The organism is Pseudomonas sp. BF-R-19 (genome assembly GCF_019956445.1).
Classification (GTDB): domain Bacteria; phylum Pseudomonadota; class Gammaproteobacteria; order Pseudomonadales; family Pseudomonadaceae; genus Aquipseudomonas; species Aquipseudomonas fluorescens_BH.
Genome location: NZ_JAHBDN010000081.1, coordinates 224,830 through 251,309 on the forward strand (window position 1 = coordinate 224,830; position 26,480 = coordinate 251,309).

The following is a 26,480-nucleotide window of genomic DNA, read 5'->3' on the forward strand; positions in this document are numbered from 1 at the left end:
CGCATCATCAGCGTCTGCTGCAACCGCAGTAGAAGACCCGGTATCATTACCGAACCGCACGACTAATCATCGAGCGCTTACGACGCCCTCAATCATGGATCTTCGAAACCCACCAAATGATGGCATCGTGCCGCTGCAATTGAGCCGACAAAAATCAGGCATTCCGCCTTGTGTCAGATATGCTCTGCAAAGAGGAAACTGGTAGGATACGGCTCTTCGGAGGCAGGTCTATCATTCCTCAAATCCAACGCCATATGTGTGCAATCCGCCAATCTCGCTCCCCGGTTAGTACGTTAGCTCTGGATCTTATGCCTTGTGGCAGGGACCTCGGGATGGTTTTTTAATGTAAAACTCAGCCTTAAGGGCATGGAGAGAGGTCTTGATGGAGATGGGAATCCCCAGCGCTACAGCCTCCGCAACCGTTGACCGGGAGCCATGCGAAACCCTCCTTCCCTTGAAAGCAAAAGAATCCGGGCCGGAGTTCATGACGAAGAAACTCGATTTTCCCCCTTTACCAAATTTGAGTACTCCCCTGGCCTTCGCAGACCTCTTTGCAGGATGTGGCGGTCTATCTCTTGGACTATCACTCGCGGGTTTGAAAGGCATCTTTGCTGTCGAACGCGACGCAATGGCTTTTTCAACTCTTTCTGCGAATTTGCTTGAAGCAAGGAAAGTACCGGTTGGACAATTTTCCTGGCCATCCTGGCTAGAAAAGAAAGCTTGGCCTATCGATGAGCTCCTCAAAGAGCATCCCCTGAAGCTTTCCAAACTCAAGGGTTCGGTACAGATTCTCGCGGGCGGGCCCCCTTGCCAAGGTTTTAGCTTCTCGGGAAAACGCCAAGAATCCGACCCTCGTAACCAGTTGTTCGAGAAGTATGTAGAGATGGTCGAGATCTTGTGCCCTTCGGCCCTTGTTCTCGAGAATGTACCAGGCATGAAGGTTGCGCACGCCACGAAGACATGGAAGCAACTCGGTATTCTGGTTAAGCCTCAATCCTACTATGAAAAACTGGCTCAGAAACTCGATGAGATTGGTTATGACGTCCTCGGCCGCATCGTTGATTCATCACGCTTTGGGGTTCCTCAGAAACGATCCCGCTTGATAGTCATTGGGATTCGAAAGGATCTAGCCTGCCATCTAGAAGGCGGCGTTAGCAGAGCTTTCGAACTGCTCGAGGAGGCAAGACTCAGTCAGCTACAGGAGTTTGACCTTCAGGACGTGGTCACGGCTAAGGATGCCATTTCAGATCTGGAGACCCTTGGGGTTGAGAAAAAGCCATGCACCGATCCCTTTTCGCCCCCTGGATTCTCTGAGATTGTTTATGCAGGGCCCCGGACAAAATTTCAAACGCTAATGCACAACGGATGCGATGAGGCTGTGGACAGTCTTCGCCTCGCAAGACATAGGCCAGAGGTAAAAGACAGATTCGCTCGTATCATCGCGGACCAGGAGTGTGCCAAGGGTGTTCACATGAATGCCGCGTTGCGCGAAAAATACGGTCTTAAGAAACACCGTATTTGTCCAATGCAAGCAACTGCACCAGCCCCGACCATAACAACGCTGCCCGACGATGTGCTCCACTACAGTGAACCCCGAATCCTCACGGTTCGCGAGTCGGCACGGCTCCAGACCTTTCCTGATTGGTTCCAATTCCGAGGCAAGTTCACGACCGGAGGAAGTCAACGAACCAAGGAGTGCCCTCGCTATACGCAGGTTGGCAATGCGGTTCCTCCTTATCTTGCACGAGCTATAGGCATAGCCATAGTGGCGACAGTGCAGGAAGCTGTTGGTCTAGCTGTTCAGCGGGAAGGCCTAAAGCAAAAAGAAAAAATGATTGCTATCGCTTGAACATAGAGGACAAGGAAATATGGATAGCTCCAAACAGGAAGGAGCGCGCTATCCCGCCGCGCTTGTCGATTGGGCAGGTCATCACTCCGGCGGAGTAAAGCGACTACTAGATAAGAATAGCGGCCAACCAAACAAGCGATTGTTACAAACGAACCTCCTGGCCCGCCTTCGTAGCTGGGCCTACATGCTCGCGGATGCCAAGGCCGAGGTCCCTCGAATAGTCCTGCTGGTTGGAGGACCGGGCAACGGGAAAACCGAAGCGATCGAGTCCACCATCCGATGGCTAGATGAGAGCCTCGGTTGTGATGAACGCCTGATCGAAGAGCTATCGAAGGCTTTTCATCCACCCGTTGGAATTGCCGTCCCACGACTAGTAAAGGTAGATGCTGGCAAGCTTGCGAGAAGGGACAGCGACCTAGATCTGGACATTGTTCAGGATGCCTCCGCTACAGCCGGGCACGAAGGAAAATCAGCTCCCGCCCTTCTAATCGAGGAGCTCGGCCGGGTACTTGAAGGATCTAGCTCCCAAGCCTATTTGTGCTGCGTCAACCGCGGAGTACTTGACGATGCGTTGATCTATGCCCTAGAAAATGGACTCGAGCAAGCACGAATCCTTCTCGAAGCAATAACCAGGGCGGTCAGCCTGGTGTACAACGCGCCGTCGTGCTGGCCTCTGGAGGGTTTCCCATCGATAGCCGTTTGGCCGATGGACGCAGAGTCACTACTTGTAAAGCCAGACAGCGAGCCCACGTCACCTGGAGCAATTCTCCTCGGCCAAGCAACAGCGCCGGAATGCTGGCCCTCCGAGGGTACTTGTCCAGCGGGGGACGGATGTCCATTCTGCACCAGCCAAGCACTACTATCACGCGAAGAACATCAGGCAGCCCTGCTACAAATCCTGCGCTGGTACGAGCTCGCCAGCGGCAAGCGGTGGAGCTTTCGAGACCTCTTCTCGCTTGTATCCTACTTGCTGGCCGGACACCACCCGGCTGACCACAGCCAAACCCGGCAACTGCAGCAATCCACTCCTTGCGAGTGGGCGGCTAACCTCATTGAACTCGACCAAAAAACAACGGGCGCCAAGAAGCCGAGCAGACAGGCGCTCACCGCCATCTTCCACATCGTCACGTCCAGCTACCAGCAAGCCCTCTTCCATCGCTGGGACAGGGATAGCGCAGCCTCGTTGAAGCAAGACCTCAAGGAGTTGGGCCTAGAGAAGCAATACGAGCGTGAGGAAAACCGCACTCTAAATGGCCTTTACCATTTCCTTCAGGAACGCAAGGCTCCCTACCTCCCTGCAACGATCGCCCCCTTACTCGAAAGTCTCGTGGACTTTTTGGACCCTGCCCTGGCAGGTCCAGAAAACGAGGTCGCGGTAAGCAGTCGTAGCAAGATCATTTTAGGGGAGCTGGATATCAGGTTCAGCCGATCACTTGCTGGCGGCATTGAATTCATCCGCAAATACCAAGCGCTTTCGGCGACTGAACTTGAGTTGCTCAAGCGACTTTCCGCGGCCGACACCATGCTTTCGTTGCCAGCAATCCGACGCAAGAAGCCCACGGCGGCGAGCCGCATCCAGCGCATGCTGCGTGACTTCGCATGCAGGTTAGTAAGGCGCAGTATCTGTACCCGCTCCGCTGTCGTAGCGGATGCCGCAATACTCAAGTCCTTCCAGCAGGTCGTTGAAGATGACGAGAAAAGGCAACATCTTTTCGAGATTGCGAGACAGGTGAAGGATCTTCTCAACAATGGCAAGGACTTCGAGGTTTCGCTGACGACAACCTTCGGTCAGCCCCTACCGCCTCGACAGCGGCAGGCAACCCTAGTTGTGGAACCACGAAAAGTCAGGATCTTGCCTCCAACACTGAAGAACCGACCTCGATCGCCAATATGTTTTCTCGAGGTGGGTACCGGCAGTTCGGCACAGCCCATTGCCTTGACCTATGACTTGTTCAAGGCAGTGAAGGAACTGGAGCGAGGCTTGTCGCCAGCGTCACTGCCCCGTACGGTCGTGGCGTTGCTGGATACCACGAAAGCGCGACTTTCAGGTCCAATCGTCCGCGACGAGGACTCGCTCGATGGCGCCAAGATCCGTATCGGCGCAGATGGTGTAGTAGTGGCCCATTCATGGAATGGCTTCGTGGCGAGCAAGGAGAAAGAGTATGACCCTCGCTGATTTCAAGCAGGCCCCCTGGAGGACTTCCCACCCCAGATACAAGGAATCGGCGCTAGCGATCAGCCCTGCACCTGAATACGCTAACTCCGAGGTGCTACTTGCCTCGCTCTACCGCACCATCGGTTTCCCATCGACCAGGGAAAGTAGCGTCCCACAATCGGGGCGCGATTTGGACAAACGAATCCAGAAGCTTCGCAACAGGCCCCTCGCAACACCAACCGGAGGGGTCGTTGACGTGGAGACATGGAACACAGTTCTCCATGGGGTGCTGGAAAGCCCAAAGCTCCCGAACCAGTCGACCAAGCGCTTCCTGCAAGTCACCCCGCTCGTTCCTGGAACAGCACTTTTCTCAGGATCCGCCCGTTTGACCAGCAACTCCTGGCATGCCGGTGGACTTGTTAGACGGATGATCTGGCTAGGCTCCAAGGACGATGAGTCGGCGCTTTCGCTTTGGAAGGACCTTTTCTCGGCATTGAGCGTAGGAGATAACGACGACATCTTTGCCCGCTGGCTGGATGAGGAAACTGTCGCCTGGGGAAGCAGCTCTGCACCTTGGGAGATGGCAGTGGTCCCAGAGGGGGAAGTGGCGTCACTTGCCATGGGCGATTTCGATTGTATTTCTTTCCTACCTGCGCGCCAGTTCACCAAAGACCTAAAAGCGATCATACAGGCAAAGGATGCCATGACCCGCCGGCAATGGATCAGCCTTCTCGAAGCAGTACTTCGACTGGCGACTGTGTCGCATGTGACCTGGCTGTGCGATGTGCATTACAGGACCTGGGGGTGCCTATGGGCAGCTCTGACCAAAGGGGACGGGCCTGTAGAAGAAAGTGAAGCTAGATTTGCGATGTTTCCAGAGATGTCCCAGTACATGACTTACGGGGGGAAAGCATTTCAAGGGCTCAAGGATAAATTTTCCAGCTACCTCTCCGCGCGACTTGGTACCAATGCGCTCCTCTGGTCGCTCGAACAGGTGGGCGCCCCGTACGAAGGGGATCTTTCCTCCAGCGAGGGAATCGCCAATCTTTGCCAACATATCCACAAACACAAGGATTCTCTTATTGCGCTCGGGGCCAGGGATATCATCCTGGACATACGCGAACGCGAGGCCAGGGCATTGCTGTGCAAGAAAGGCATTGGCTCAAACCTGTTCGAGTTCGCGCGACATGTACTGGGACAACGTCAGGCAGCCGTGCATTTGCTGAGGGGGTACGACCAGGGGTATGTGCTCAAGAAGAAAGGTAACAGCCCCTCCAGCCCGTGGGTCGTGTCCCTGGGACCAGTCGCCGTTCTTGCCTTTGTCCACTGCGCTCTTGCAGGTATGGGCGGGCCCCGATCAATCCACCGGCTAGGGCAGCATCTGGCGGCCTATGGCATGGCCGTGGATAGGCACGACATAGCCAAGAACGACTTGGGCTACCAACTCAGAATGCTCGGCCTCGTGCTCGATAGCCCGGATGCCGAAAGCGGCATGCTGCTGCTACCGCCTTTCCCCGCAAGCCTAGCCGTCCGGAACAACAGCTAATGAATAGACTCGCACAATCACTTGCGGCCCTTATCCGCGAGAAAGTCCTGAATGCAACCCAAGGACGCAGTGGTACTAATCTTGAGTCGCGACTGATTTTCCATGGGCCGCCCATCGAGATACTCGAAACTGTCTATGAAGAGTTGGCCCGAGATGGAGGGATACAGGTCCCCGATGGGGAGAATGGAAATTTTGTCACGCTGCCCGTACTGCTGCAGTACCCCTCCAGTCTCGCCCAAGGCCCAAACCCAGAAATTGGGGCCTCAGGCAAATGCGACGAGAGCCATCTGCTGCATATTCGCAACGATCCTAACTGTCCTAGTTTCGTGGCGCTCGTACCCCCTGGGCAGCACAACAACAAATCGGTTTCGTCGACGACCGACGAGTTCGGCATGAGCGCTACCACCAGCATGGGCCACGCGTCCTTTGACACCTGGTGGGATGACGGCTTCGTCCAGCGAGTAGTTACCAGTGGCTTGCAGAACGCTGGGATTCAGGAGCTTGACGATGCTAGACAGCTAGTCCAGAAGTCTGCTTCGTCCTTAGATGACGTAGACACTAACGAAGGCATCCGCAACGCAGCTTGGCGCCTGCTATCACGCATCTACTCGATAGGTGCTAATTCGACAGGACTACCGCCGGGAACTGCACTCGCATTGGCTTGCGGTGTCCCACCAATGCAAGACGGCGGCATCTCACCCAAGGCGCAACTCGGCATTCTGGAGAGAGTTGCAGACGAGCTTGCCGATGGTTTCAAAACAGGCATCGAACGCCTGCTTCAAGGCACCGCGGACGAAACAGGACGAGCCCTTCGCGGACTCCTTGCTCACTTGCAAGCAAATTGCGAGGTACCTACCGCCTTTGAGCGTGCCACGGAGGCCTTCTACCTGCCAGAAGATACCCTCCAGATCGAGTCCCCGCCTTCATGGTGGACAATATTGACGGCGGAACAATGGTCCGACCTCATTCTTGAAGAGCAAGAAGAGACAGCAGGCGACCTTTCCATCCAGTGCAGCAACTCCATCATCCCGGCTGGCAAAGGTATGCCTGCGGTGGTAGTAAACGAGGTCGAACTGACCATCTCCGCGGGGGAGGAGCGGCGAGCTGTAACGGTTTCGCTGACGGGAGGATCCTTTGGCAAGGTACCGACCCTGATCGATGTAGAAAATCAAGCCGCAGATGAGGACTCATTTCCACCTGCGCATAAGACGCCAATATCCTACAAGGTCACCGCAGCTGGACATAAGACCGCAACGACAAGGGTAATTTCGCTCAATAGCTGGACGCCTGGAATACTAGTATCTAGCCGTCTTGCGACAAAGCTGTCGCCCCCAAAGAAGCCGCGCAAGACAACTGCGGTAACGGAGTGGGAAACCTCGATGTCGCTGCCCGGCTCTGGGCGCTATGAATTGAGACTACACGCCTCACCGGGAACGAGCATCAGCAGGGCAGAGGGAATGCCCGACGATGCAACGGAGTTTGAAGAAAGCCGGGCCCCCCTCAAGCTCGAGGAGCTCAAGGACGGAAGCTATCAGGTAGAAATAGAAGCTGATGGCAAGTATCAGCTCGACATAACATTCACGCCGTCGGGCAGGAAGCCAGAGACCTGCCGGGTGTATGTATCCTGCGAGGAAACGAAGGAGGAAGGCTGTCGTAGCGAGTTCGAGCGACTTATCAAGTTGAACCGGAAGCATCTGGAAAAATTCGATGCAAAGGCAGTAGTTCAGCTTGATCGCCATGCCCGGTCTTCGAGCTTACAGTCCTGGATCCTCGACGAGCAAAACGTAGAAAAATCGTTTCGTCCCCTTGTGATTGCTGACGACTTTGTTACGCGCTGGGCACCGCCCGATTGGGATTTGCAAAATGGCCCAATCCTGTCGCAAGGCAGGTTCTTGCATGACCCCCGTCCCGGGCTCCAGATGTTCCAGCCGCCACAAGGCTTTATCGAAGCCAGGGTAGAAATCGCACGGTGCATCAGAAGTACTGACGAACAGTCAGGCCTTATAGAGTCGGCTCGGCTGGGGGAATGGCTTAAGTGCGATCCTTCGTTCCGACAGCAGGTAGAGATATACCTTAAGGCATACATGGACTGGCTGGCATCCGATAGGGAAACCGCCTGTTGGGTTGATGCCATCGCGGTTTGCTCCCTAGGAGCCGACGGCCACACGCTTGCGAGGATCCCCGATGCCATCATCCTATCCCCCTTGCATCCCTTGCGGCTCGCCTGGCACTGCCTGGCACAACAGGTTCTGTACGGGGAAGTGTCAGGTGACGACACACGCCCGTGTCCTGCAGCCAGCATCCTCGATCCAGATTGCATCCCCGATCTCCTGACGATGTCGATTCAGGCACCAGGGGGAGTTTCCATGGTCGATTTCCTATCAGTGGAATGCAACTCCGATTACTGGTCCGTACTCTGGAATGGCTCGCAGCTTGGGCAACTCGCCGATAGGTCTCTTCGGCCACCCTTCGACGGTTCATTTGGTCTTACCATCGGTGGGATCGCGAGCGGTTTTAGCCCTGCGCAAGTCGCGCGAGCGCTCGAAGATGTTTCTGACCTACTTGCAGCCAAGCCCGTCCTTAGCCTGGTAGTGTCCAGCGCCGGCGGTACGACCGACGCTTGTAACGAAGGCCTTACAAGCTGGTGCACTAGGCGTTTCGGCGATGGCGAAAAAGGAAATCAGGGACAGGGGGTTGGACCGAGGGTGCTGGAGGTGTTCGACATACGACCGGATAGCTCCCGACCTGACCAAGCCACGATCGCGAACTTATCCGAGGACACCAGCAATAGTGTCCGGTGGTTCAACAAGCAACCTCTCGGGACCAAGCCTGACCTAGGAATTGTTGCACAGCTAGACTCGGCGCAGCCGGAATCCACCGAGGTAGGAATGCGCTCCCCACTAGCCATGGGTGGATTGATCAGGCACCGGGTCCGGCGCCAACTGCACGGAGCCTTCCTTTGCGAATCCAGGCAGGGGTTGCAAATGCCGCCTTCCGGGGAAGAGTTCGCTGACAAGGTATCGGCCTGCATCCTTGCGCTGGAGGGCGGACTAGATCGTAAGGTCGGATTACAGTTTGCTCCGAACGTCCATGCAGTATCCAATATGCTCGTAGAAAAGCAGGCTGGATTCGTCGCTGTTTCCTCCTCCGCGATAGATCCTGCTTGTTTCCTCGGTGGCTGGATTGACGGGGCATACCTATGGGATTACGACCTTCCCGCATATTCGCATCGAGCCGGCGATACGAGCGGCTATTACCTATTGTCACAAGTCAAGGAAGCAGACCGCGAAGCCTTGCGGAGAGTCCTATTACCACTGCCCGGCTGCAAAGAGCTCCCAGGGGAACAAGTCGAGCAAATTCTCCTAGAGGTCGCACGAAGGGGCATCCCGACTGTGCGTGGTCTCTCTGGGGATGATACGGGAGCCACTGGTGATCTGGGACTGTTCTTAGCAGTGCGTCTCCTACAGGACCAATTTCGCCTCGAGGGCAACCTGAATAGTCTACTTCCGGTACTTACCGGTTCGGCAGACGACGCATCCCTCGCGATCATCATCCCTATCGACCCATTCCGTGGCTATATGGCCGACTTAGCTCGTTCGCTAGGGAAGGACCGAAAAGATACCTCACTGTCACGTCCCGATTTACTTGTAGTCGGCATCCACGCCAGCGATAGCAAAATACGCTTGCACCTCACGCCTATCGAGGTGAAGTACAGGCAAGGCGGCGTCTTCGGGGCAAACGACGCGACCGACGCTCTCGGTCAGGCCAAAGCACTCTCCACCCTTTTTAACTCTATCGAGGAGCGGGCAGGCAAATCCCCAATTTGGCGCCTTGCCTTTCAGCACCTACTGCTTTCCATGGTTGGCTTTGGCTTACGCGTCTATAGCCAACATCATGTTCTGGCCGGCAAAGCAGGTCTCTGGGCTAACTACCATGAGCGCATTGCTGCCGCGATCCTCAGCCCGGTCCCTGCAATCAGCATTGACTCCAGAGGCCGCCTGATCGTAGTGGACGGTTCATCCAATAGCGGCTCGCACGACAAGGATGGCGATGGGTGGTCAGAGACCATCGTAATATCGAACCAAGATGCAGGACGCATCGTTTCCGGCGACGCCCAAGCATTCTATGACTCGGTCCGTGCCCAAGTCCGCGACTGGGAGCTAATTCCCAGCCGGGAAGTTTCCGGTACCCACAGTATCAAGCCAGATGTCGAAATAATCACTGCGGTGCCTGGCAAAGCCATCACAATCCCGGAAAAAAAGCTCCCCTCCCCAATAGAGTCGTCCAGCCCGTATCCAGAGGCGAGTTCCAAGCCTCCTCTGCCCTCTTATGCGATTGCCGAACCAAATGGGCAAGGCGACAAAATAGATAGCGGGATTTTACTTTCCCTAGGAAGCACGGTCGATGGGTTCATGCCCCGCCCATTGGCCCTGAACATTTCGGACACCAGGCTCAATCAGCTGAACATAGGAGTAGTTGGTGATTTAGGTACTGGTAAAACTCAGTTCCTGAAATCACTTATCCTGCAAGTGACAAGAGCGAGCCATGAGAACCGAGGAATAAAGCCGCGATTCCTGATATTTGACTACAAGCGCGACTACAGTACCCCTGACTTCATAGAAGCTACTGGTGCTCGTGTGGTAAAACCTAACCAACTGCCATTAAACCTATTCGATACCACATCCATGGGCGAGTCCTCAGCCCCCTGGCTGGACAGGTTCCGCTTCTTCGCTGACGTACTCGACAAGGTGTACTCAGGCATTGGACCAGTCCAGCGAGACAAGCTCAAGGGAGCGGTCCGAAACGCCTACGAGACCACCAATGTGCAGGGACGCCAACCAACAATCTACGATATCCACGCAGAATACCGCGAACTATTAGCTGGAAAGTCAGACTCCCCGATGGCAATCATCGACGATCTGGTAGACATGGAGGTCTTCACCCGCGAGCCTAACAAAACGGTACCTTTTGACGAGTTTCTCGACGGCATAGTGGTGATATCCCTAGATTCGATGGGACAAGACGACAGGAGCAAGAACATGCTCGTTGCCATTATGCTGAATATGTTCTACGAAAATATGCTCAAAACTCAGAAACGCCCCTTCACCGGTACGGATCCTCAACTAAGGGTGATAGATTCATATCTGCTCGTGGACGAGGCCGATAACATCATGCGCTATGAGTTTGATGTGCTGCGCAAGCTTTTATTACAGGGGCGAGAGTTCGGCACCGGTGTCATCCTCGCGTCGCAATACCTCAGGCATTTCAAGTCTGGCGCGACTGATTATAGAGAACCGTTACTTACCTGGTTTATACATAAGGTACCCAATGTGACGCCAACCGAGCTGAACGCTCTGGGGTTCACTTCCGACATAGCTGAACTGTCTGATCGAGTGAAGACGCTACCCAACCATCACTGTCTCTACAAATCATTCGATGTAGCAGGTGACGTCATACGAGGCCTTCCGTTCTACGAGCTTGTAAAGAAAACATAACATAAGTTCGATTTTTCAGCCCTACACGAGGGGACATTCATGACCGACTTTCTCACTCCCGCAGAGCGATCGGAAAGAATGTCCCGTATCAAAGGGAAGGATACCCGTCCAGAAGTAACACTCCGTAAAGCCCTCCATAGACTTGGTATGCGCTATCGTCTACACGGTTCCGGTTTGCCAGGCAAACCGGACATTGTATTCCCTCGACACAAGGCAATTGTATTTGTCCATGGATGCTTCTGGCATCGGCACCCCGGGTGCAGCATCGCTACCACTCCGAAAAGCAATACAGATTTCTGGCTGAATAAGTTCCAGAACAATGTCGCGAGAGATATCAAAGTAGAACAGGAACTAGAATTGCTGGGTTGGCGCGTCTTCGTGGTATGGGAGTGCAACCTATCATCATCAACAAAAACAAAATCTACTGCAGAACACATAGCCAAATTGATTAAGAACCCAAACGAAAACACGCCCTCAACACAATCTAGATAGCAGTCTAAATATCCGTCACCCAACACACAAACTTGCCATATCCAAAACAACAAATAGAGCTAGAATATATACTCCCAACGCCACTAATATTAAAATCTCACACCCCTAGCAGCCTCTCCCAAGAGCCCGTCAATTGCCACGCTTCCGCAGACCATACAAATTAAAAAGCACAGGATTTAAATCAGCACCAACATCAAAGCCGTCAGACAGACCTGTTACTTTCTCGCGATTCCAAGCAACAATCAAATTCATCATATCCCGCCAATAAGACGAAACCCCATCAAAATCTTCATTACTTAAATTAATTGAGTTTCGGCTCAACGATTCTGCATTTTGAAACGCCTGAAGACCATCGAGATCGCTCATAATTGGCATGGGCGCCTTTTCAGTTAAATCCGAGGATAGTATTCGGGAAGCCCATTCACGATGAGTTTCATACAAATGTAGAGAGCCTACAAAATGATGATAGGCGCCAAGCTCACAACCAAGCGTTAAGGCTGCCATTTCCTGAATCATTGTGAATAAAAACACGTCATATGGCAGCCCTATCATCGCATCATTGCTACGCATATAACATATCGCCTCCAACTTACCAGCTCGCAAGATTAGCTGCAGTGAAAGCGAGCAAGCGATATCTCGCTTATTATCAGAAACCGACGGATCGTAGTCGCCGAGATAAAGCACGGCACGGCGACTTGAAGGATCATGCCTGAGCAGATTTATAACAGTATCCCATTGACTTAAGAAATCGCCATAAGCCTTAAATATGGATGAACCGTAAGCGCTGCCAATTACGGTATCCCCCGAAGTAAAATGACGCCAGGCCGGGGCATACCATGCAATTTCCTCAAGTGAGCTCGAACCTCTAGCGTGCCAGCTATATTCGGCCAAAGCATATGCTAAGCTCCATCGACGCTCAGGATTACTTATATATCTTCGACGAGGATCAAGAATAGTAAAAGATGCTGCAATCAACTCTGCCGTTGGAATAGATCTAGGGCCCGTAGTTTGCCCCTCATCTAACAGAGAGCTTAAAACCACCCTATATGCATCATCCAAAGACTCAAAAATTGTTTGCGTAAGCATGCCACCCCCTCTCATCATTATTTTTGCTTAGCACTAACGTTATTTTTTGAGCCAGAAACAACCGGAGCAATGGACTTCCTCAAAGTTTCGTTTTCCTCTTCTAGCTTTTTCATCCTTAACTGAATGTCTGCCGCAAGCAATTCCGTGCGAACCTGATCCTGCGGCTTCAAATAACTCTGCAGCAGCCACATATTTCCAAAATTCAGACCGAAAGTCATAAACCCTAATGCAAGTGCAACAATTGGAATCCAAGTTATCAAAGATTTTTTATACTTTGAAAATGCAGCCTCTGCAGCTTTTGAGGTTGCACCTTCCACATCTAAAAACGTAGAAGCCATATATAAATCAGTATGCTTCTTCACCATATCAATAACGTCTTCATGCGACTTTACTTCGCTGATCGCATAATCCTGCTGCGGAAGATCAATTGCTTGAAATGATATACGACTAAACACACTCCCCGCCTTCAAGCGGACAGCGCCTTTCCCGAAATTAATCAAAACACTTTGCAAGGGGCCTGCGAACCCCGGATCAACAATCCCGATATTCAACGCAAGCACACCTTCATTACAAAGCTGGGTTTTAACGAAAACATAACCCATCACATCAGTGGGCAAGCGAATAATTTCAGACGATACAACTTTCACCATACCTTGCGGCGGTAGCACGAACTCGTCCTTTAACTCCCCCTCCGCGGTCACCAAACGATGAATAGTTAGATCATAACTCCCATGACGGAATTGCTTTGGAGTAGCACCTTCAATAAACCCTCTTTGCTGTATAGTTTTTTCACTTAAAATCATTGATCTTCTACCTCAACAAAATTTAAATTATAGGGTAAAACCTCGACACGAGGGGAAAGACTGACGGCGGCATTGCTATTAGTCGTTGTGAAGCGCCTACCAAGGCAATCATCATGGATTAATAATACCCTTCACGGCCGCTCGCCCACGTCAAAAACACCCACCCTATTAATTTCACAAAATGCTTTTATTGGATGGTAACCGCCTAGTACATTTGATGAATCATGAGGTAGGTATTTCTTGAATGCTGCCGAGGATTACGGTACGGGATCATAAGCTATGAGCTCGGGCACAACCGGATTGATGTGGTGTCGACGCCATCGTTACCTGATCATGGTCAGACCGTTAGATATGGCTTTGTGACTGCTGTAAACCAGTCAGAAGACAGGAGGCGAATTTGCTACATCGGGATGATTCAACATGTCGCTACATGTGAATCCTGATTGAAATCTGGGCGGTGCGCGTTTTTGTCGATACGGTATTCCAATCAGTATTCCAGCAAAAAATACAACCAGATATTATCAAATAAAATCAATAACCTACACGATCAATTCAGATTACCCCGGCCCACCAAATGATCAAATAAAGACGTCCACGGACGTCTTTTTTTGTGCCTGAAATCCAGTAGCCTCTCTGACCGCCAACTCAAGGCTGTCAAACCAAAAGACAAGAATTAAACCCTCATCGATGGTGAGCCGCTCCAGACCGCGTACTGGCGGCGGCCGAGGATGAGGTTGCCGGCGTTACTCATGGTTAATCAACCGTTTTCGCCAGGCCCCGACACCGATGCATCCAACGCGGCGACTACTTGCAATAACCGAGGGTCGCTACGCTGCGCAGGATCAACCGCACCAGCATGGTCTGGCGGGTCACTCCGGTCTTGGAGAAAGTCGAACGCAGGTGTGCCCGTGAGGTGTTGCGGCTGATGCCCAGTTCTTCGGAGGCTTCGTCCAGGGTCAGGCCGTTGGCCAGCAGCATGGCCAGCTGGGTTTCGGCCGGGGTGAAGTCGAACAGGGCGCGGACAATCTCTTGCGGTGCACTGGATTGCTGTTCCGGGTCGCTGATGAAGATCACCACCGCTGGGCACTGTTTGCCTTCGCTCCAGTCTGACAACGGTACCGAGCGCACGATGATACCCAGGTCCGCGCGGCCCGAAGGCCGTTGCACGCGCAGGGCCTCGACCACCGAGGGGTTGCTGCTTTTTTGCGAGAGCAGCGACTGTTTCACCAGGCGGCGGAACTCCTGGGTGTCACGCGCGGTGCCGATCTGCAGGCTATCGTTGACCAGCTTGATACCGTCTTTTTCCTGGATCAGGCGGTCGGCCACCTGGTTGGTCCGCAGCACTTTGCCGGCTTCGTCGAGAATGATCGTGCCAACCGCCATCTGATCTACCGCGCCGGCATAGAGGTTGCGCTCGGTTTCGATACGGTTCAACCGCATATGGATCTCGATCGAGCGTTCCAGGTGCGGAATGAACTGCGCCAACAGGGCCTTTTCATCATTGTTGAAGGCTCTGTCGTCGCGACCGCGGCTGATGCGGATGCGGCACTGAGCCCCGTCGGCAGTGTTGATGTCGGCGCCGAGGATATGGAACACGTCCAGCGGTTCGAGGAAATTCTTGCAGAACTCGGAGTTTTGCCACTCGTCGTCGGAGACGAATTCGGCCAGGGTGACGACTTGGCGGTTGGGCAGGTCGACAAAGGGGTCGAGGTTGAAAAAGTGCTGGTTATAGGAGGCCGTGGTTTCGGCTGAGGAACCCGTGGTGTGGATCATCAGGCCAGTGTCGTGTTGACTCGGTGGGCGCAGGATGAACGTGACGAACTTGCTTTGCAGATACACATTGAGCCGGTTGAGGAAGGTCGTCCAGGGGATGTTCTCCAGCGGTCCTTGATAGAGATTGCCGACGAACTCGCTGAACGTCTCGAGGCTGAGGCTCTGCATGGACAATCCTTTTATATTTATTTGTGTTGGAGATGGTCGAGAATAGGTGCCGTCGTCGATTGAGCGCAACACCCGGATCTATAGTCTGAAAGGAGGTGGGCCTACCTGCCAGATCGTGTAACTTTGCGTCCTGCGAAGCGCGCCGGCCGGCCGGTGAGTTTACTTGTACGATCCACCCTATGGCCGATGTTAAACTGCGATTCGTTTCGTACCATTGGTCGACTCAAAAGATTGGTGTGATGACCCAGCAAGTCAGAAAAATCGAACGTTTGACACTGAAAAGCGTCGTCACGCGAGCAAAGCTCGTGTCAATTGCCGAACGCCTGTTCGCCGAGCGCGGTATCGAAGGGGTGTCGTTAAGCGACATCAACAAAGCCGCCGGGCAGCGGAACAAGAACGCCACGAATTACCACTTCGGCAGCAAGGACGGCTTGCTGCAGGCCATCCTCGACAAGCATGAGCCTGGCATTGCCAGCCGGCGTAACGCATTGCTCGATGAACTGGAGGAACGAGGTAATCCTTCGGTGCGAGACGTGGTCCGCGCGCTGATGTATCCGGTGGCCGACAAGATGTTCGATCCCAACGGTGGGAAGGACTTTATCCGTCTGGATGCCCAACTGGTGGCGGTGCATACGCTCTCCGTACAGAACCTGCGCGCTTCCACGCTCAATCTGGGTCAGGTGGATCGGTTGAGGCGGGCGCTGCTCGGGGTCCTCCAGGACCTGCCCGAGTCCGTGGCCCAGCAGCGCCTGCACTTGGCGGCAGTATTGCTCCTCCATGGGCTCGCCGACCACTCTCGCATGCTTGATGCGAGCGATAAGAAGACCTTGGTGATGGACACCGAGTTGTTCATCAAGAACATCGAAGACTGCCTGGTGGCACTGCTGGCGGGCCCCATGTCGCCCGAAACTGTCTCCCTTCTTTCCCGCCTTGACGTACCCGAACAGGCTCCAGCCCACGTTTACAGCTTGCCCTCATGAGGCAGCTGTAAACATTGCATGGGTAATGACTGCTACCTGGAGAGGCTCGTTTCGAACTCGCGTGTAAAACGGTCGACTTCCGATTCGGGCAGATGATTGATACCTCCCGCCAGTTTCCTGCCACCGCCGGTGTCAAAGGTGCGGCAGAAGTCAGCCGCAGCCACCGGACTATGTCCGGGAGTGCGCACGCTTACCGTGAATCCACCTTGCCTTTTGGGCGACAGGATACCGAGCGCACGATCTGGCTGTGCCTGCATGAGCTCGTTGGCCAGGGTTCCGATGGCCCGCCGTGCCCATGGCGCGTCAGGCAACATCAGTAGCATCGCGCCGGGTATCTGGCGTGTCGGCGTAAGTCGACGTGCCAGATCCATGTCCTCCTCATAGCCTGCCGCCAGCCGCGCGTAGGCGTCCGAGCCGGCGACGAACTCCAGCGGATCGGCGAACGGCTGCATCAGGGTCGACAGCTCGGCCGGATCGAAATGCAGATCGGCAACGGTCTCGCCATAAGCGTTGTAGTTGAGATAGAGGCCGAGCCGCTCCAGGATCCTGACCACTCCAACATCTATGCCTTGCGCCTTGGCCATGGCGCAGCCCACCTCAGGCAGGCTGTCGCCGTATGCCGCAGCAATCGACCATGCACGATGGCGACCGCCAAGATAGCGGTCGACCAGGATGCTGGTGCAGACGTCGGCAGCCTCGTCGATATAGGGCTCGAAGCGCCCATGCCGAGGCATCTCCCCTGCGTGATGATGATCGAAGTAGCGCACCGAAGCGCCCGCCTCAAGCAGGCGAAGAAGATCGGTACGATTCTGATCGAGGGAGATGTCGAGTACGGTGATGGCATCCCCCTCGCACGCTTCGATACGCCGCAGTAACTGAATGTCGCGCTTGACACCGGTCAGCAGCCTCGCATCGGCGAACTCGTCAGGCGCGGTAAGCCGCAGTTGTTGCAACGCACACAGCCCATCGGCATCCCCATTGAATGCAACGTAGCGATTCATAGGGCCTCGCGAGCGACAAGATGGCTGACGATCAGTTCGGCTGCTTCCTCGGGAGAACAAGCGGTGGTGTCGATGCGAATTTCCGGATTTTCCGGCGGCTCGTAGGGGGAATCGATACCGGTGAAATTCGTCAGTTCGCCACGGCGAGCCTTCTTGTAGAGGCCTTTTGGATCCCTCTGTTCGGCCACGCTGATCGGCGTGTCGACAAACACCTCGAAGAACTCGCCCTGCTCCACCAGCTCGCGCGACATTCTGCGTTCAGAGCGGAATGGAGAGATGAAGGACACCAGAACGATCTGCCCCGCATCGACCATCAACTTGGCGACTTCACCTACGCGTCTAATGTTCTCGACCCGGTCGGCTTCGGAGAAACCGAGATCCTTGTTGAGGCCGTGGCGCACGTTGTCACCATCAAGCAGATAGGTATGTTTGCCCAATGCATGCAGTTTCTTCTCGACGAGGTTCGCGATCGTGGACTTGCCGGCACCCGACAGCCCTGTGAACCAGAGTACGCAAGGCTTCTGCCCCTTGAGGGTAGCGTGCGCCTGTTTGTTTACGTCAATCGCCTGCCAATGGATGTTCTGCGAGCGACGCAAGGCAAAGTGCAGGAGTCCGGCGCCGACCGTATTGTTGGTCAGGCGGTCAATCATGATGAAACCGCCGGTATCGCGATTTTCCTTGTAGGGATCAAATGCGATTGGCTGGTCAAAGCTCAGGTTGCAGACGCCGATTTCATTCAGGTCCAGTGTCTTGGCGGCGAGATGCTCGAGTGTATTGACGTTGACCTTGTATTTCGGTGTCGCGCTGGTGGCCGTCACGGTCTTGGTGCCGATCTTCAACAGATAGGGGCGGCCCGGCAGCATCGGTTCATCGCTCATCCAGACGATCGTTGCCTCGAACTGGTCTGCCACCCTGGCCGGTGCATCGATCGTCGCGAGAATGTCGCCCCGGCTGATATCGATCTCGTCCTCGAGCGTAATCGTGATCGACTGGCCAGAGACGGCTTCCTCAAGGTCACCCTCGCGGGTCACGATACGCGCGACCCGGCTTTCCTTCCCCGACGGCAGGACACGCAGGCGATTGCCGCGCTTGACGCTGCCGCCGACAACGATCCCGGCATAGCCGCGGAAGTCGAGGTTCGGTCGGTTGACCCACTGCACCGGCATGCGAAACGGCCCGGACTGATCCGCAGCATCCTCGACCTGCACCGTCTCAAGGTACCCCATCAGTGTCGGTCCCTGGTACCAGGGGGTGTTCGCGCTCGGCTCGGTGATATTGTCGCCTTTCAGGGCTGACATCGGGATGGTGACGATATTCTGCAGGCCGATCTGGCTGGCGAAAGCGCGATAGTCCGCGTCTATCTTGTCGTAGATCTCTTTCGAGTAACCCACCATATCCAGTTTGTTGATGGCCAGCACGACATGGCGAATCCCGATCAGCGACACCAGATAGCTGTGTCGCCGCGTCTGGGTCAGCACCCCTTTGCGCCCGTCGATCAGAATGATGGCGACATCCGCTGTCGAGGCTCCGGTGACCATGTTGCGCGTATATTGCTCGTGGCCCGGTGTATCGGCGACGATGAACTTGCGCTTGTCGGTCGAGAAGAAGCGATAGGCAACATCGATGGTGATGCCTTGTTCACGCTCGGCGGAAAGTCCGTCGACCAGTAGTGCGAAATCCAGGTCGCCACCTTGCGTTCCCACCTTCTTTGAATCCGCTTCCAACTGGCTCAACTGGTCTTCGAAGAGCATCTTCGACTCGTAGAGCAGGCGCCCGATGAGCGTGCTTTTTCCATCGTCGACGCTGCCGCAGGTGATGAAACGCAGCAGGCTCTTGTTCTCGTGGGATTTCAAATATTGCTCGATGTCTTCGGAAATCAAATCGGATACGTGTGCCATTAGAAATACCCCTCCTGTTTCTTTTTCTCCATCGAGCCCGCGGAGTCGTGATCAATCAGGCGACCCTGGCGCTCGGACGTCCTGGCCAGAAGCATTTCCTGAATGATGGCCGTCAAGGAGTCGGCCTCGCTCTCGATTGCGCCGGTCAGCGGGTAGCAACCCAGCGTGCGGAAACGCACTTTCCTGATCTCGGGAACCTCGCCGTCGTTCAGTGGCATGCGCTCGTCATCGACCATGATGAGCGTGCCGTCGCGCTCCACCACCGGTCGCTCTTTCGCCAGGTAAAGCGGCACGATCGGAATGTCGTTCAGATAGATGTATTGCCAGATGTCGAGCTCGGTCCAGTTGGACAGGGGAAACACCCGGATGCTTTCGCCCTTGTGCTTGCGGGCGTTATACATCCGCCACAGTTCCGGGCGTTGCAGCTTGGGATCCCAGCGGTGCTGCTCGGAGCGGATCGAGAATATCCGCTCCTTGGCCCGCGATTTTTCTTCGTCCCGCCGTGCGCCGCCAAAGGCCGCATCGAAACCGTGCTTGTCCAGCGCTTGCTTCAATCCCTCGGTTTTCCAGATGTCGGTGTGTATGGCCGAACCATGGGAAAAGGGGCTGATGCCCTTTTCCAGCCCCTCGGGATTGATATGGACGAGCAGGTCGAAGTCGTGCTTTTTCGCCATGGCGTCGCGGAACTGAATCATCTCGCGGAACTTCCAGGTCGTGTCGACGTGGAGCAATGGGAACGGCAGTTTTCCCGGATGGAACGCCTTCAGGGCCAGGTGCAGCATCACTGCACTGTCCTTACCGACGGAGTAGAGCATTACCGGGTTCTCACACTCAGCGACCACTTCTCGCATGATGTGAATGCTCTCGGCCTCAAGACGCTGCAAGTGCGTCAGCATGTATTTCCTCCTTCCTCTGCGCTGGGTCGTGATGCCACCGAGAATCCGATGCCCGGCCCAGTCACTCGAGGTGCGATTGCGTGTGGACGTTTATCGCCCACCTCTTTTTAAGCCTTGTTACTTAAACTGGCTTTAAAGGTAGATCTCGCAATTGCATGGATCATCGTCCGTTTAGACTATTCGCAGTTCTAATGCTTTTAATACTATCGCCTTATCTTGAACCGCCAGTCGGCCGGGGCGATAGCTGCTGCTCCTGATCGATTGGCCCATTGCGCCACAGCAATCAGGTGTACCTATTGGAGGCAACGCCCCATGAACACTCAACAGGCCGACTGGCCGAACCTTCAGTTTGACTACAACAATTGCCATGTCCTGGTGACCGGTGGCACCAGCGGCATCGGGGCCGGCATCGCCGCTGCGTACCGAGCAGCAGGTGCGCAAGTGACGATCACCGGCACCCGGCCCTGCGCCGCCGATTACGACATTGACCTCGACGGCTACCGCTACTTGCAGCTCGACATCGAGAACGCAGACAACATTTCTGCCGTTGCAGCAGCGCTGCCGCGTCTGGACATCCTCGTCAACAACGCTGGCTTTGCGCTGCCAAGCTGTGGCCTGGACGAGTACGAACCGGACGTTTTCGAACGCGCGGTGCGCATGCACCTCGTTGGTGGCTATCGCATGGCGCATGGCTGCGCAGACAAACTCCTGAAAAGCACGCTGCCAGGCGGCCCTTCGATCATCGGCATTGCATCAATGAGCTCGTTCTTCGGGATCGATGTGGTGCCCGGCTATGGCGCGGCAAAGACTGGCGTCGTCGGGCTGACCCGGACACTGGCGGTCCATTGGGGCGGGCGCATTCGCGTCAACGCGGTCGCGGCGGGGCTTACTGCAAGCCGCATGACGGCGGCGACTGTCGCCAATCCGCAGTGGTCCGCGCCCACGCTTGCGCGTACGCCGGCAGCACGGCTTGGGGTGCCGCAGGACATCGCCGGTCCAGTCCTTTTCCTGACAAGCGCGGCCGCCGGCTGGATCACGGGACAGACACTGCCTGTCGATGGCGGTTTCACGGTCGCCGGCTGAGTCCGGCGTCGGCCCTTCCAGTACTGCCTGTCGCCAACACCTCTCCTCACACTTATGGAGCAGCGCATGAAACCTGACATCATCCGTATCACAGACCTGGGCGCCCCCGAGCTGACCGAGCGGCAGCGTCGAGCGATCGCGGGCGTCCCCCCCGTGGAAATGCGCGAGGAGGCCGTCCTGGCAGCCGCATGCCAGCGCACGGGGCTTTCCGACTTCGGTTCGGAGGACTTCCGCGAACGGCTGCGGATCTGGCTGACGAGTTTTGACGAGGACACGGAGCTCGGCCCCCTGGGGCGCGCGGGGATGTTCGGCGATGCCGTGCGCTACGCATCTTCGCGCCTGCGCTTCGAAGATCTGGTGAAGCGACACCCGGAAATCAACGACGTCGCGATTGATCGGCCGATCATCGTCGCCGGCCTTCCCCGCTCGGGCACGACCCACCTGGTCAACATCCTGGCAGCCGATCCGCGACTGCGTTCGATGCCGCTTTGGGAAGCGATGGAGCCGATTCCTGCGCCGCAAGACCAAACATCAGACGGGGAAGATCCACGTATCGTTCGTACCCGCCAGGCCTGGGGCGAATTCGAAGCCATATTGCCGTTCATGCCGGCGATGCACGAAATGTCCCCCACCCACGTGCATGAAGACATCGAACTGCAAGGCCTGGACTTCTCGTCCTATCTGCCGGAATGGCAGTCTCGCCCGTGTCGCTGGCGCGACTACTACTACAGCCACGATCAGACGCCGCACTACCGTTATGGTCGCCGAGTCCTGCAGGCGCTCACCTGGCTCCAGGGCCCGAACCGATGGGTGATGAAATCGCCGCCGCACATGGAGAACCTGCGGCCGCTGATGACGACCTATCCCGACGCCACGCTCGTCATCACCCACCGCGACCCCGTTGCCGTGCTCCAGTCCGCCATCACCATGATCGCCTATGGCGACCGCATCCGCCGCCATACCGTCGACGTAAAGGCGTTGGCGCGCTATTGGACAGATCGAGTGGAACATCTGCTGCGCGCCTGCGTTCGGGACCGGGACAGTGTTCCCGCCGGCCAATCGCTCGATGTGCTCTTCGACGACTACATGGCCGACCAACAGACGGTGATCGAACGCATCTATGCCATGGCCGGCCTGCCACTGACCGCCGATGCCAAGACCCGGATCCAGGCCTATCTGAACGCCAATCCACGGGGCAAGCATGGTCGCGTCGTCTATGACCTGAAAGGCGATTTCGGGGTTGATATTGCCGCTTTGCGCGAGCGATTCGGCTTTTACTATGAGCGCTTCTCGGTCAGGCCAGAGCGCATCGAAGGAGAGCGGCCATGACCGATCTAGCTACGGAACGTCTGTTGTCCGGCCACGCGTGGGACGACTTCTGCGAAACCGTTCGCCAGGCCGGCCACAGGGTCGATGCTTTCGGCGCCGAGGCCGATACCCTCGACCGTGCCGAATGGTATCGATTCATGACCCGCCTCATGCGCAACGGGTTCGAACGCTACCTGGAGAACTGCGAGCCAGAACGGCCGCGCCTGCGCGATGCGCCCTGGCGCCAGTCCATCAACTTCCAGTCTCCCGATCAGGATCATCTGCTTGCCGAGTTCGTCGACGGTAGTCATGACTATGTCATTCGTGGCCATCGTGGCGGGCTGCCGTACTTCGTCATTGCCTCATGGCGCGCGCCACAACCGCGCCATCCCGGCACTCAGGACTGGGCAACGCGAGGTGTATCCGGTCTTGACGAATTCGATCCCGCTGCGCTGCAGACCACCGGCTTCATCTCCTCACGCCAGGTGAAGTTCGATGCGCAGGGCAACTTCGAGATCGTTGTCAGCCAGAACAAACCCGCAGACGGGCGCGACTGGCTGTCGATCTCACCGGACTGCGTCGGTCTCCTGGTGCGCACGCTCTACCATGATCGCGCGAATACCGCGCCGCCTCACTTCACCATCGAACGGATCGATAGCCCGCAACCGCGCCCCGTCACCGCCGCCGAAATAAGCGATGCGCTCGCCAAGGCGGGCCAGATGGTACTTGGCTATTGCGAGCTGGTGCGCAGCTGGTGGCAGGACAATCTCAGCCAGCGGCCAAACCGCATCCGCTTCGACCGCGCGGTGTACCTGTCCAATGGCGGCGTGCCGGACCGACACCACGGCTTCGGTACCTGGGAGTGTGCTGGCGACGAGGCGCTGGTTATCGATTTCCTGCCCTCAGCCTGTGATTACTGGATATTCCAGCTCTGTTCGATCTGGCAAGAAAACCTCGACAACTACGAGGACGGCGGCGGTTGTGTGCAGAAGTACAAGGCCAGCTATCGCCACGACGGCTCGGTGCGCGTCATCGTTGCGCAAGGCCAGCCCGGCATCGCCGGCAATTGGGTCCAGTCCTTCGGCCATGTCCATGGCGGCATGAGTTTGCGCCTGATTGGCACACAGGGCGAGCCGCCGCAGGTAACGCTGCGCCGTATTGCGCTCGCCATGCTGCAAGAACGTGGTGAAGAGGCACTTGAAGACATCGTGCCGATCATCAGTGGCGAGGTGGCGCAATGAGCGTGCTGTCCGGCGAAATGGCACGGCACTGCATCGTGGCGATCAATCATGTCCTGCATGGAGGCGATCTCTGATGACTCATCCCATAGGTGCCGCCGTGGTCGGCACCGGCTTCGGCCTTTTTACCCATGTCCGTGCGCTGCGCGAGGCTGGCTTCGAGGTGCGCGCCATCGTCGGCCGAGACCGTGCCCGCACCATCGCCCGCGCCGCGCCGCTGGGTATCCCACTGGCGACCGATAGTCTGGCCCAGGTGCTGGCTGATCCGGCGATACAGCTCGTTACGGTGGCAACGCCCCCGCACGCACACTATGCACCGGTGATGGCCGCGATCGCCGCCGGGCGGCATGTCGTGTGCGAAAAACCCTTTGCCCGCGACGCCGCCGAAGCGGCGCAGATGCGCGAAGCCGCGACAAAGGCCGGTGTTCATCACCTGCTCGGCGCCGAATTCCGCTTCGACAGCGCGCAGGCGCTGCTGCGGCGCGTCGTTCAGTCGGGGCTGATCGGCACGCCGCGCCATTTCCTGCGCATCTACCATCAACCGGGCCTGCAGGACTCGACAAGCAAGCTCAGCGACTGGTGGGAGGACGCTGACCAGGGCGGCGGTTTCCTTGGCGCATTCGGCTCGCACATGATCGATCAGGTCGAATACATGTTCGGGCCCATCGCTCGTGTCAGCGGCGTGCTGCAGACGCTGGCGCCCGGGCGCCCCACCATGACGGCCGACGATTGCTACACCGTGCAGTTCGAAACGGACAGCGGTGTTGCCGGATCAATCATCGCCGCGCTGGCCGCGCCGGGGCCGCTGGTGATGGCCACCAAAGTGGTGGGCAGCACAGGCGGCGCGTGGATTCAGAGCGGCGCGACATTTGGTGACCCCGAAGAAGTCTGGGTGAGCGACGCCGATGGTGTGCGGCGCATCGAAATGCCCGCGGATCTGGTCAACGCAATGCCGACAGTTTTTCCCGTCGCCGAGCTGATCCAGACCGAGCAGGACCGCTGGCACACCATGGGCTTCGATGTTGCGCCCTATGCGCGTCTGTTCGCCGAGATGCGCACGCGGATCGAAAATCGCGCACCCGCGATCCCCGAGCGTGCCGCCACATTCAACGACGCTGCGCGAGGCCAACAGGTACTCGATGCAATTCGACTGTCAGCGCGCAAACGTGCCTGGATCACAATCTGAAATGAAGGACTCTGCTATGACGAAATTGATGCTTCATGCAACGGTTCACGGACCTGACGATATTCGTGTCGAGCAGGTACAGCGCCCCAGTGCCGGGCCGGACGATATTGTGGTCAAGGTCGTGGTCTGCGGCATCTGCGGCTCTGACCTCGGTTATGCGCGCGCCGGTGGCCTGCCGATGGGGGGCGATGGTCCCTTGTCGCTCGGGCATGAGTTCTCGGGCGTGATCGAGGAGGTGGGCGCGCGAGTGACAGCGCTGCGCAAAGGCCAGCGCGTGGTGGTCAACCCGACGACGCCTGCGAACATGATCGGCTCCGGAGGCCCTGGGGCCTTCGCCTCGCACATTCTCGTGCGCAATGTCATGGCCGAGTCGTCGGTCTACACCATTCCCGACACCCTGGACTTCGAAACCGCTGCACTGGTCGAGCCGCTCGCCGTCGCGCTGCACGGCGTCAACCGGTCGCGTGCCGGCGCTGGCAGCAAAGTAGTCGTTTTCGGCGCGGGTCCCATCGGGCTCGGTGTCGTGGCGATGCTCCGTTTGCGCGGCGTCGCGGACATCATCGCCGTCGATCGCGTGGACTCACGTCTGGAGCGTGCGCGCGCGCTCGGTGCAAACGCCACGTTCAATCCCGACAACTGCGATCTCTGGGCTGAAATCGGCAAGCGCCATGGCGCTGGCACGCTCTACGGGATGCCAGTGGTGGATACCGACGAATTCATCGAGGTGTCGGGCGCCGCTCCGGTTATTCCCCAAATCATCGCGCGCGCACGTTTCGGGGCGCATCTGACGGTGGTGGCGGTACATCACGCACCGGTTGCCATGGATCTGGCGATGGCGCTGGGCAAGGAGATGGAAGTGACCACCGCCATGGCCTATCCCACCGAGTTTGGCGAAGTGCTGGAGATCCTCGCCGCAGGCCGGATCGACACCACCGCGCTGATCAGTCATCGCTACGCCTTCGAAGACTTCGAGCAAGCCTTCGCTACCGCCGCGCGTGCGGATGAATCGGCCAAGGTGTTGGTGACGTTCGGATGAGTCTCAAGCCAGAACATGGAGATGGTACGGCTGTATCATCGTTCTTGCGCAAACGACCACCATGACTACAGCGCATTTCGATGATGTCCGCCCTGGATCGAAGCGGACATCCACCATCTCTCGAAATCCCGAAGCGCTTGACCGGCCTGCCGGCAGGCGCAATCAGGACCCACGCTAACGATCAGTACTTGATATCCCGGGCTGTGCGACGGGTATCCTGCTTGGTGCTGCGCTTGTCCTGGCGACATTCCACGTTGCTCTTGTCACTACCCTTTCTGCATTCATCCTTGGTTTGCCGGGCGGTGGATCGCCCTTCCTGCCTGGTATCGCGAGCTTCACGCCGTTGTTGACCCTGCTCGGTCGCGTAAGCGGGTAGCGTCACCCACTGCACGCCAGCGGCGATCAGCAGCATCGCCAGGGCTTTCAAGTAGTGCTTGCGAATCATGATTTTTCTCCAATGCCATACCGCTCAGTCGCCTCTTTCGCT

Annotated in this window: 18 protein-coding genes; 11 read left to right on the forward strand and 7 right to left on the reverse strand. The window is 56.5% G+C overall.

Annotation, left to right across the window (positions count from 1 at the left end; translation table 11 throughout):
- Positions 1 to 382: 382 nt before the first annotated feature.
- The 5 genes from KGB28_RS24070 to KGB28_RS24090 are packed head-to-tail and all read left to right on the forward strand — an operon-like array spanning position 383 to position 11,537.
- Positions 383 to 1,849 carry a DNA cytosine methyltransferase gene (locus KGB28_RS24070; RefSeq protein WP_223448156.1) on the forward strand — a complete coding sequence of 489 codons (1,467 nt, stop codon included), beginning with the start codon at positions 383 to 385 and terminating at the stop codon, positions 1,847 to 1,849.
- Between the two features lie 19 nt (positions 1,850 to 1,868).
- A complete protein-coding gene (locus tag KGB28_RS24075) occupies positions 1,869 to 4,025 on the forward strand; it encodes a hypothetical protein (protein ID WP_223448157.1) in 2,157 nt (718 codons plus the stop codon).
- The gene (locus KGB28_RS24080) at positions 4,012 to 5,550 is read left to right on the forward strand and encodes a hypothetical protein (RefSeq protein WP_223448158.1); all 1,539 of its coding nucleotides are present in this window, start codon (positions 4,012 to 4,014) and stop codon (positions 5,548 to 5,550) included. Before KGB28_RS24075 ends, KGB28_RS24080 begins: the two co-directional genes overlap by 14 nt.
- On the forward strand, positions 5,550 to 11,045 hold the full coding sequence (locus tag KGB28_RS24085) for a type IV secretory system conjugative DNA transfer family protein (RefSeq protein WP_223448159.1): 5,496 nt from the start codon (positions 5,550 to 5,552) through the stop codon (positions 11,043 to 11,045). Before KGB28_RS24080 ends, KGB28_RS24085 begins: the two co-directional genes overlap by 1 nt.
- A 39-nt stretch (positions 11,046 to 11,084) precedes the next feature.
- Positions 11,085 to 11,537, forward strand: coding sequence for a very short patch repair endonuclease (locus tag KGB28_RS24090; protein ID WP_223448160.1), 453 nt, complete (start codon positions 11,085 to 11,087; stop codon positions 11,535 to 11,537).
- Positions 11,538 to 11,666: 129 nt separating this feature from the next.
- Here KGB28_RS24090 and KGB28_RS24095 read toward each other — a convergent pair whose 3' ends face one another.
- The 3 genes from KGB28_RS24095 to KGB28_RS24105 all read right to left on the reverse strand — a co-directional run bounded on the left by KGB28_RS24095 (position 11,667) and on the right by KGB28_RS24105 (position 15,367).
- The gene (locus tag KGB28_RS24095; protein ID WP_223448161.1) at positions 11,667 to 12,623 is read right to left on the reverse strand and encodes a thymidylate synthase; all 957 of its coding nucleotides are present in this window, start codon (positions 12,621 to 12,623) and stop codon (positions 11,667 to 11,669) included.
- Positions 12,624 to 12,640: 17 nt separating this feature from the next.
- Positions 12,641 to 13,426: a dCTP deaminase domain-containing protein gene (locus KGB28_RS24100; RefSeq protein WP_223448162.1), complete on the reverse strand. Its 786-nt coding sequence runs from the start codon at positions 13,424 to 13,426 to the stop codon at positions 12,641 to 12,643.
- 804 nt (positions 13,427 to 14,230) lie between these two features.
- A complete protein-coding gene (locus KGB28_RS24105) occupies positions 14,231 to 15,367 on the reverse strand; it encodes a helix-turn-helix transcriptional regulator (RefSeq protein ID WP_223448163.1) in 1,137 nt (378 codons plus the stop codon).
- A gap of 239 nt (positions 15,368 to 15,606) precedes the next feature.
- On the opposite strand from KGB28_RS24105, the gene KGB28_RS24110 reads away from it, so the two are divergent.
- Positions 15,607 to 16,347, forward strand: coding sequence for a TetR/AcrR family transcriptional regulator (locus KGB28_RS24110; protein WP_223448164.1), 741 nt, complete (start codon positions 15,607 to 15,609; stop codon positions 16,345 to 16,347).
- A 32-nt stretch (positions 16,348 to 16,379) separates the two neighbouring features.
- Here the strand turns inward: KGB28_RS24110 and KGB28_RS24115 are convergent, their stop codons facing one another.
- The 3 genes from KGB28_RS24115 to cysD are packed head-to-tail and all read right to left on the reverse strand — an operon-like array spanning position 16,380 to position 20,175.
- Positions 16,380 to 17,348, reverse strand: a complete 969-nt coding sequence (locus tag KGB28_RS24115; RefSeq protein WP_223448165.1) for an acetyltransferase — start codon at positions 17,346 to 17,348, stop codon at positions 16,380 to 16,382.
- Positions 17,345 to 19,246 (reverse strand): sulfate adenylyltransferase subunit CysN, encoded by a 1,902-nt coding sequence (gene cysN / locus KGB28_RS24120; RefSeq protein ID WP_223448166.1) that lies wholly within the window; start codon positions 19,244 to 19,246, stop codon positions 17,345 to 17,347. Before cysN ends, KGB28_RS24115 begins: the two co-directional genes overlap by 4 nt.
- Entirely contained in the window at positions 19,246 to 20,175 is a 930-nt protein-coding gene (gene cysD / locus KGB28_RS24125; protein ID WP_223448210.1) for a sulfate adenylyltransferase subunit CysD, read from the reverse strand. Before cysD ends, cysN begins: the two co-directional genes overlap by 1 nt.
- A 279-nt stretch (positions 20,176 to 20,454) precedes the next feature.
- On the opposite strand from cysD, the gene KGB28_RS24130 reads away from it, so the two are divergent.
- From KGB28_RS24130 to KGB28_RS24150, 5 genes are all read left to right on the forward strand, one after another.
- Positions 20,455 to 21,225 (forward strand): SDR family NAD(P)-dependent oxidoreductase, encoded by a 771-nt coding sequence (locus KGB28_RS24130; RefSeq protein ID WP_223448167.1) that lies wholly within the window; start codon positions 20,455 to 20,457, stop codon positions 21,223 to 21,225.
- A 66-nt stretch (positions 21,226 to 21,291) separates the two neighbouring features.
- Positions 21,292 to 22,554 carry a sulfotransferase family protein gene (locus KGB28_RS24135; protein ID WP_223448168.1) on the forward strand — a complete coding sequence of 421 codons (1,263 nt, stop codon included), beginning with the start codon at positions 21,292 to 21,294 and terminating at the stop codon, positions 22,552 to 22,554.
- On the forward strand, positions 22,551 to 23,774 hold the full coding sequence (locus KGB28_RS24140) for a hypothetical protein (protein WP_223448169.1): 1,224 nt from the start codon (positions 22,551 to 22,553) through the stop codon (positions 23,772 to 23,774). The genes KGB28_RS24135 and KGB28_RS24140 overlap by 4 nt, the downstream gene beginning before the upstream one ends.
- A 73-nt stretch (positions 23,775 to 23,847) precedes the next feature.
- Positions 23,848 to 24,957 carry a Gfo/Idh/MocA family oxidoreductase gene (locus KGB28_RS24145; protein ID WP_223448170.1) on the forward strand — a complete coding sequence of 370 codons (1,110 nt, stop codon included), beginning with the start codon at positions 23,848 to 23,850 and terminating at the stop codon, positions 24,955 to 24,957.
- 16 nt (positions 24,958 to 24,973) lie between these two features.
- A complete protein-coding gene (locus KGB28_RS24150; protein WP_223448171.1) occupies positions 24,974 to 25,993 on the forward strand; it encodes a zinc-dependent alcohol dehydrogenase in 1,020 nt (339 codons plus the stop codon).
- A 181-nt stretch (positions 25,994 to 26,174) separates the two neighbouring features.
- Here the strand turns inward: KGB28_RS24150 and KGB28_RS24155 are convergent, their stop codons facing one another.
- Positions 26,175 to 26,438, reverse strand: coding sequence for a hypothetical protein (locus KGB28_RS24155; RefSeq protein ID WP_223448172.1), 264 nt, complete (start codon positions 26,436 to 26,438; stop codon positions 26,175 to 26,177).
- Positions 26,439 to 26,480: the final 42 nt, after the last annotated feature.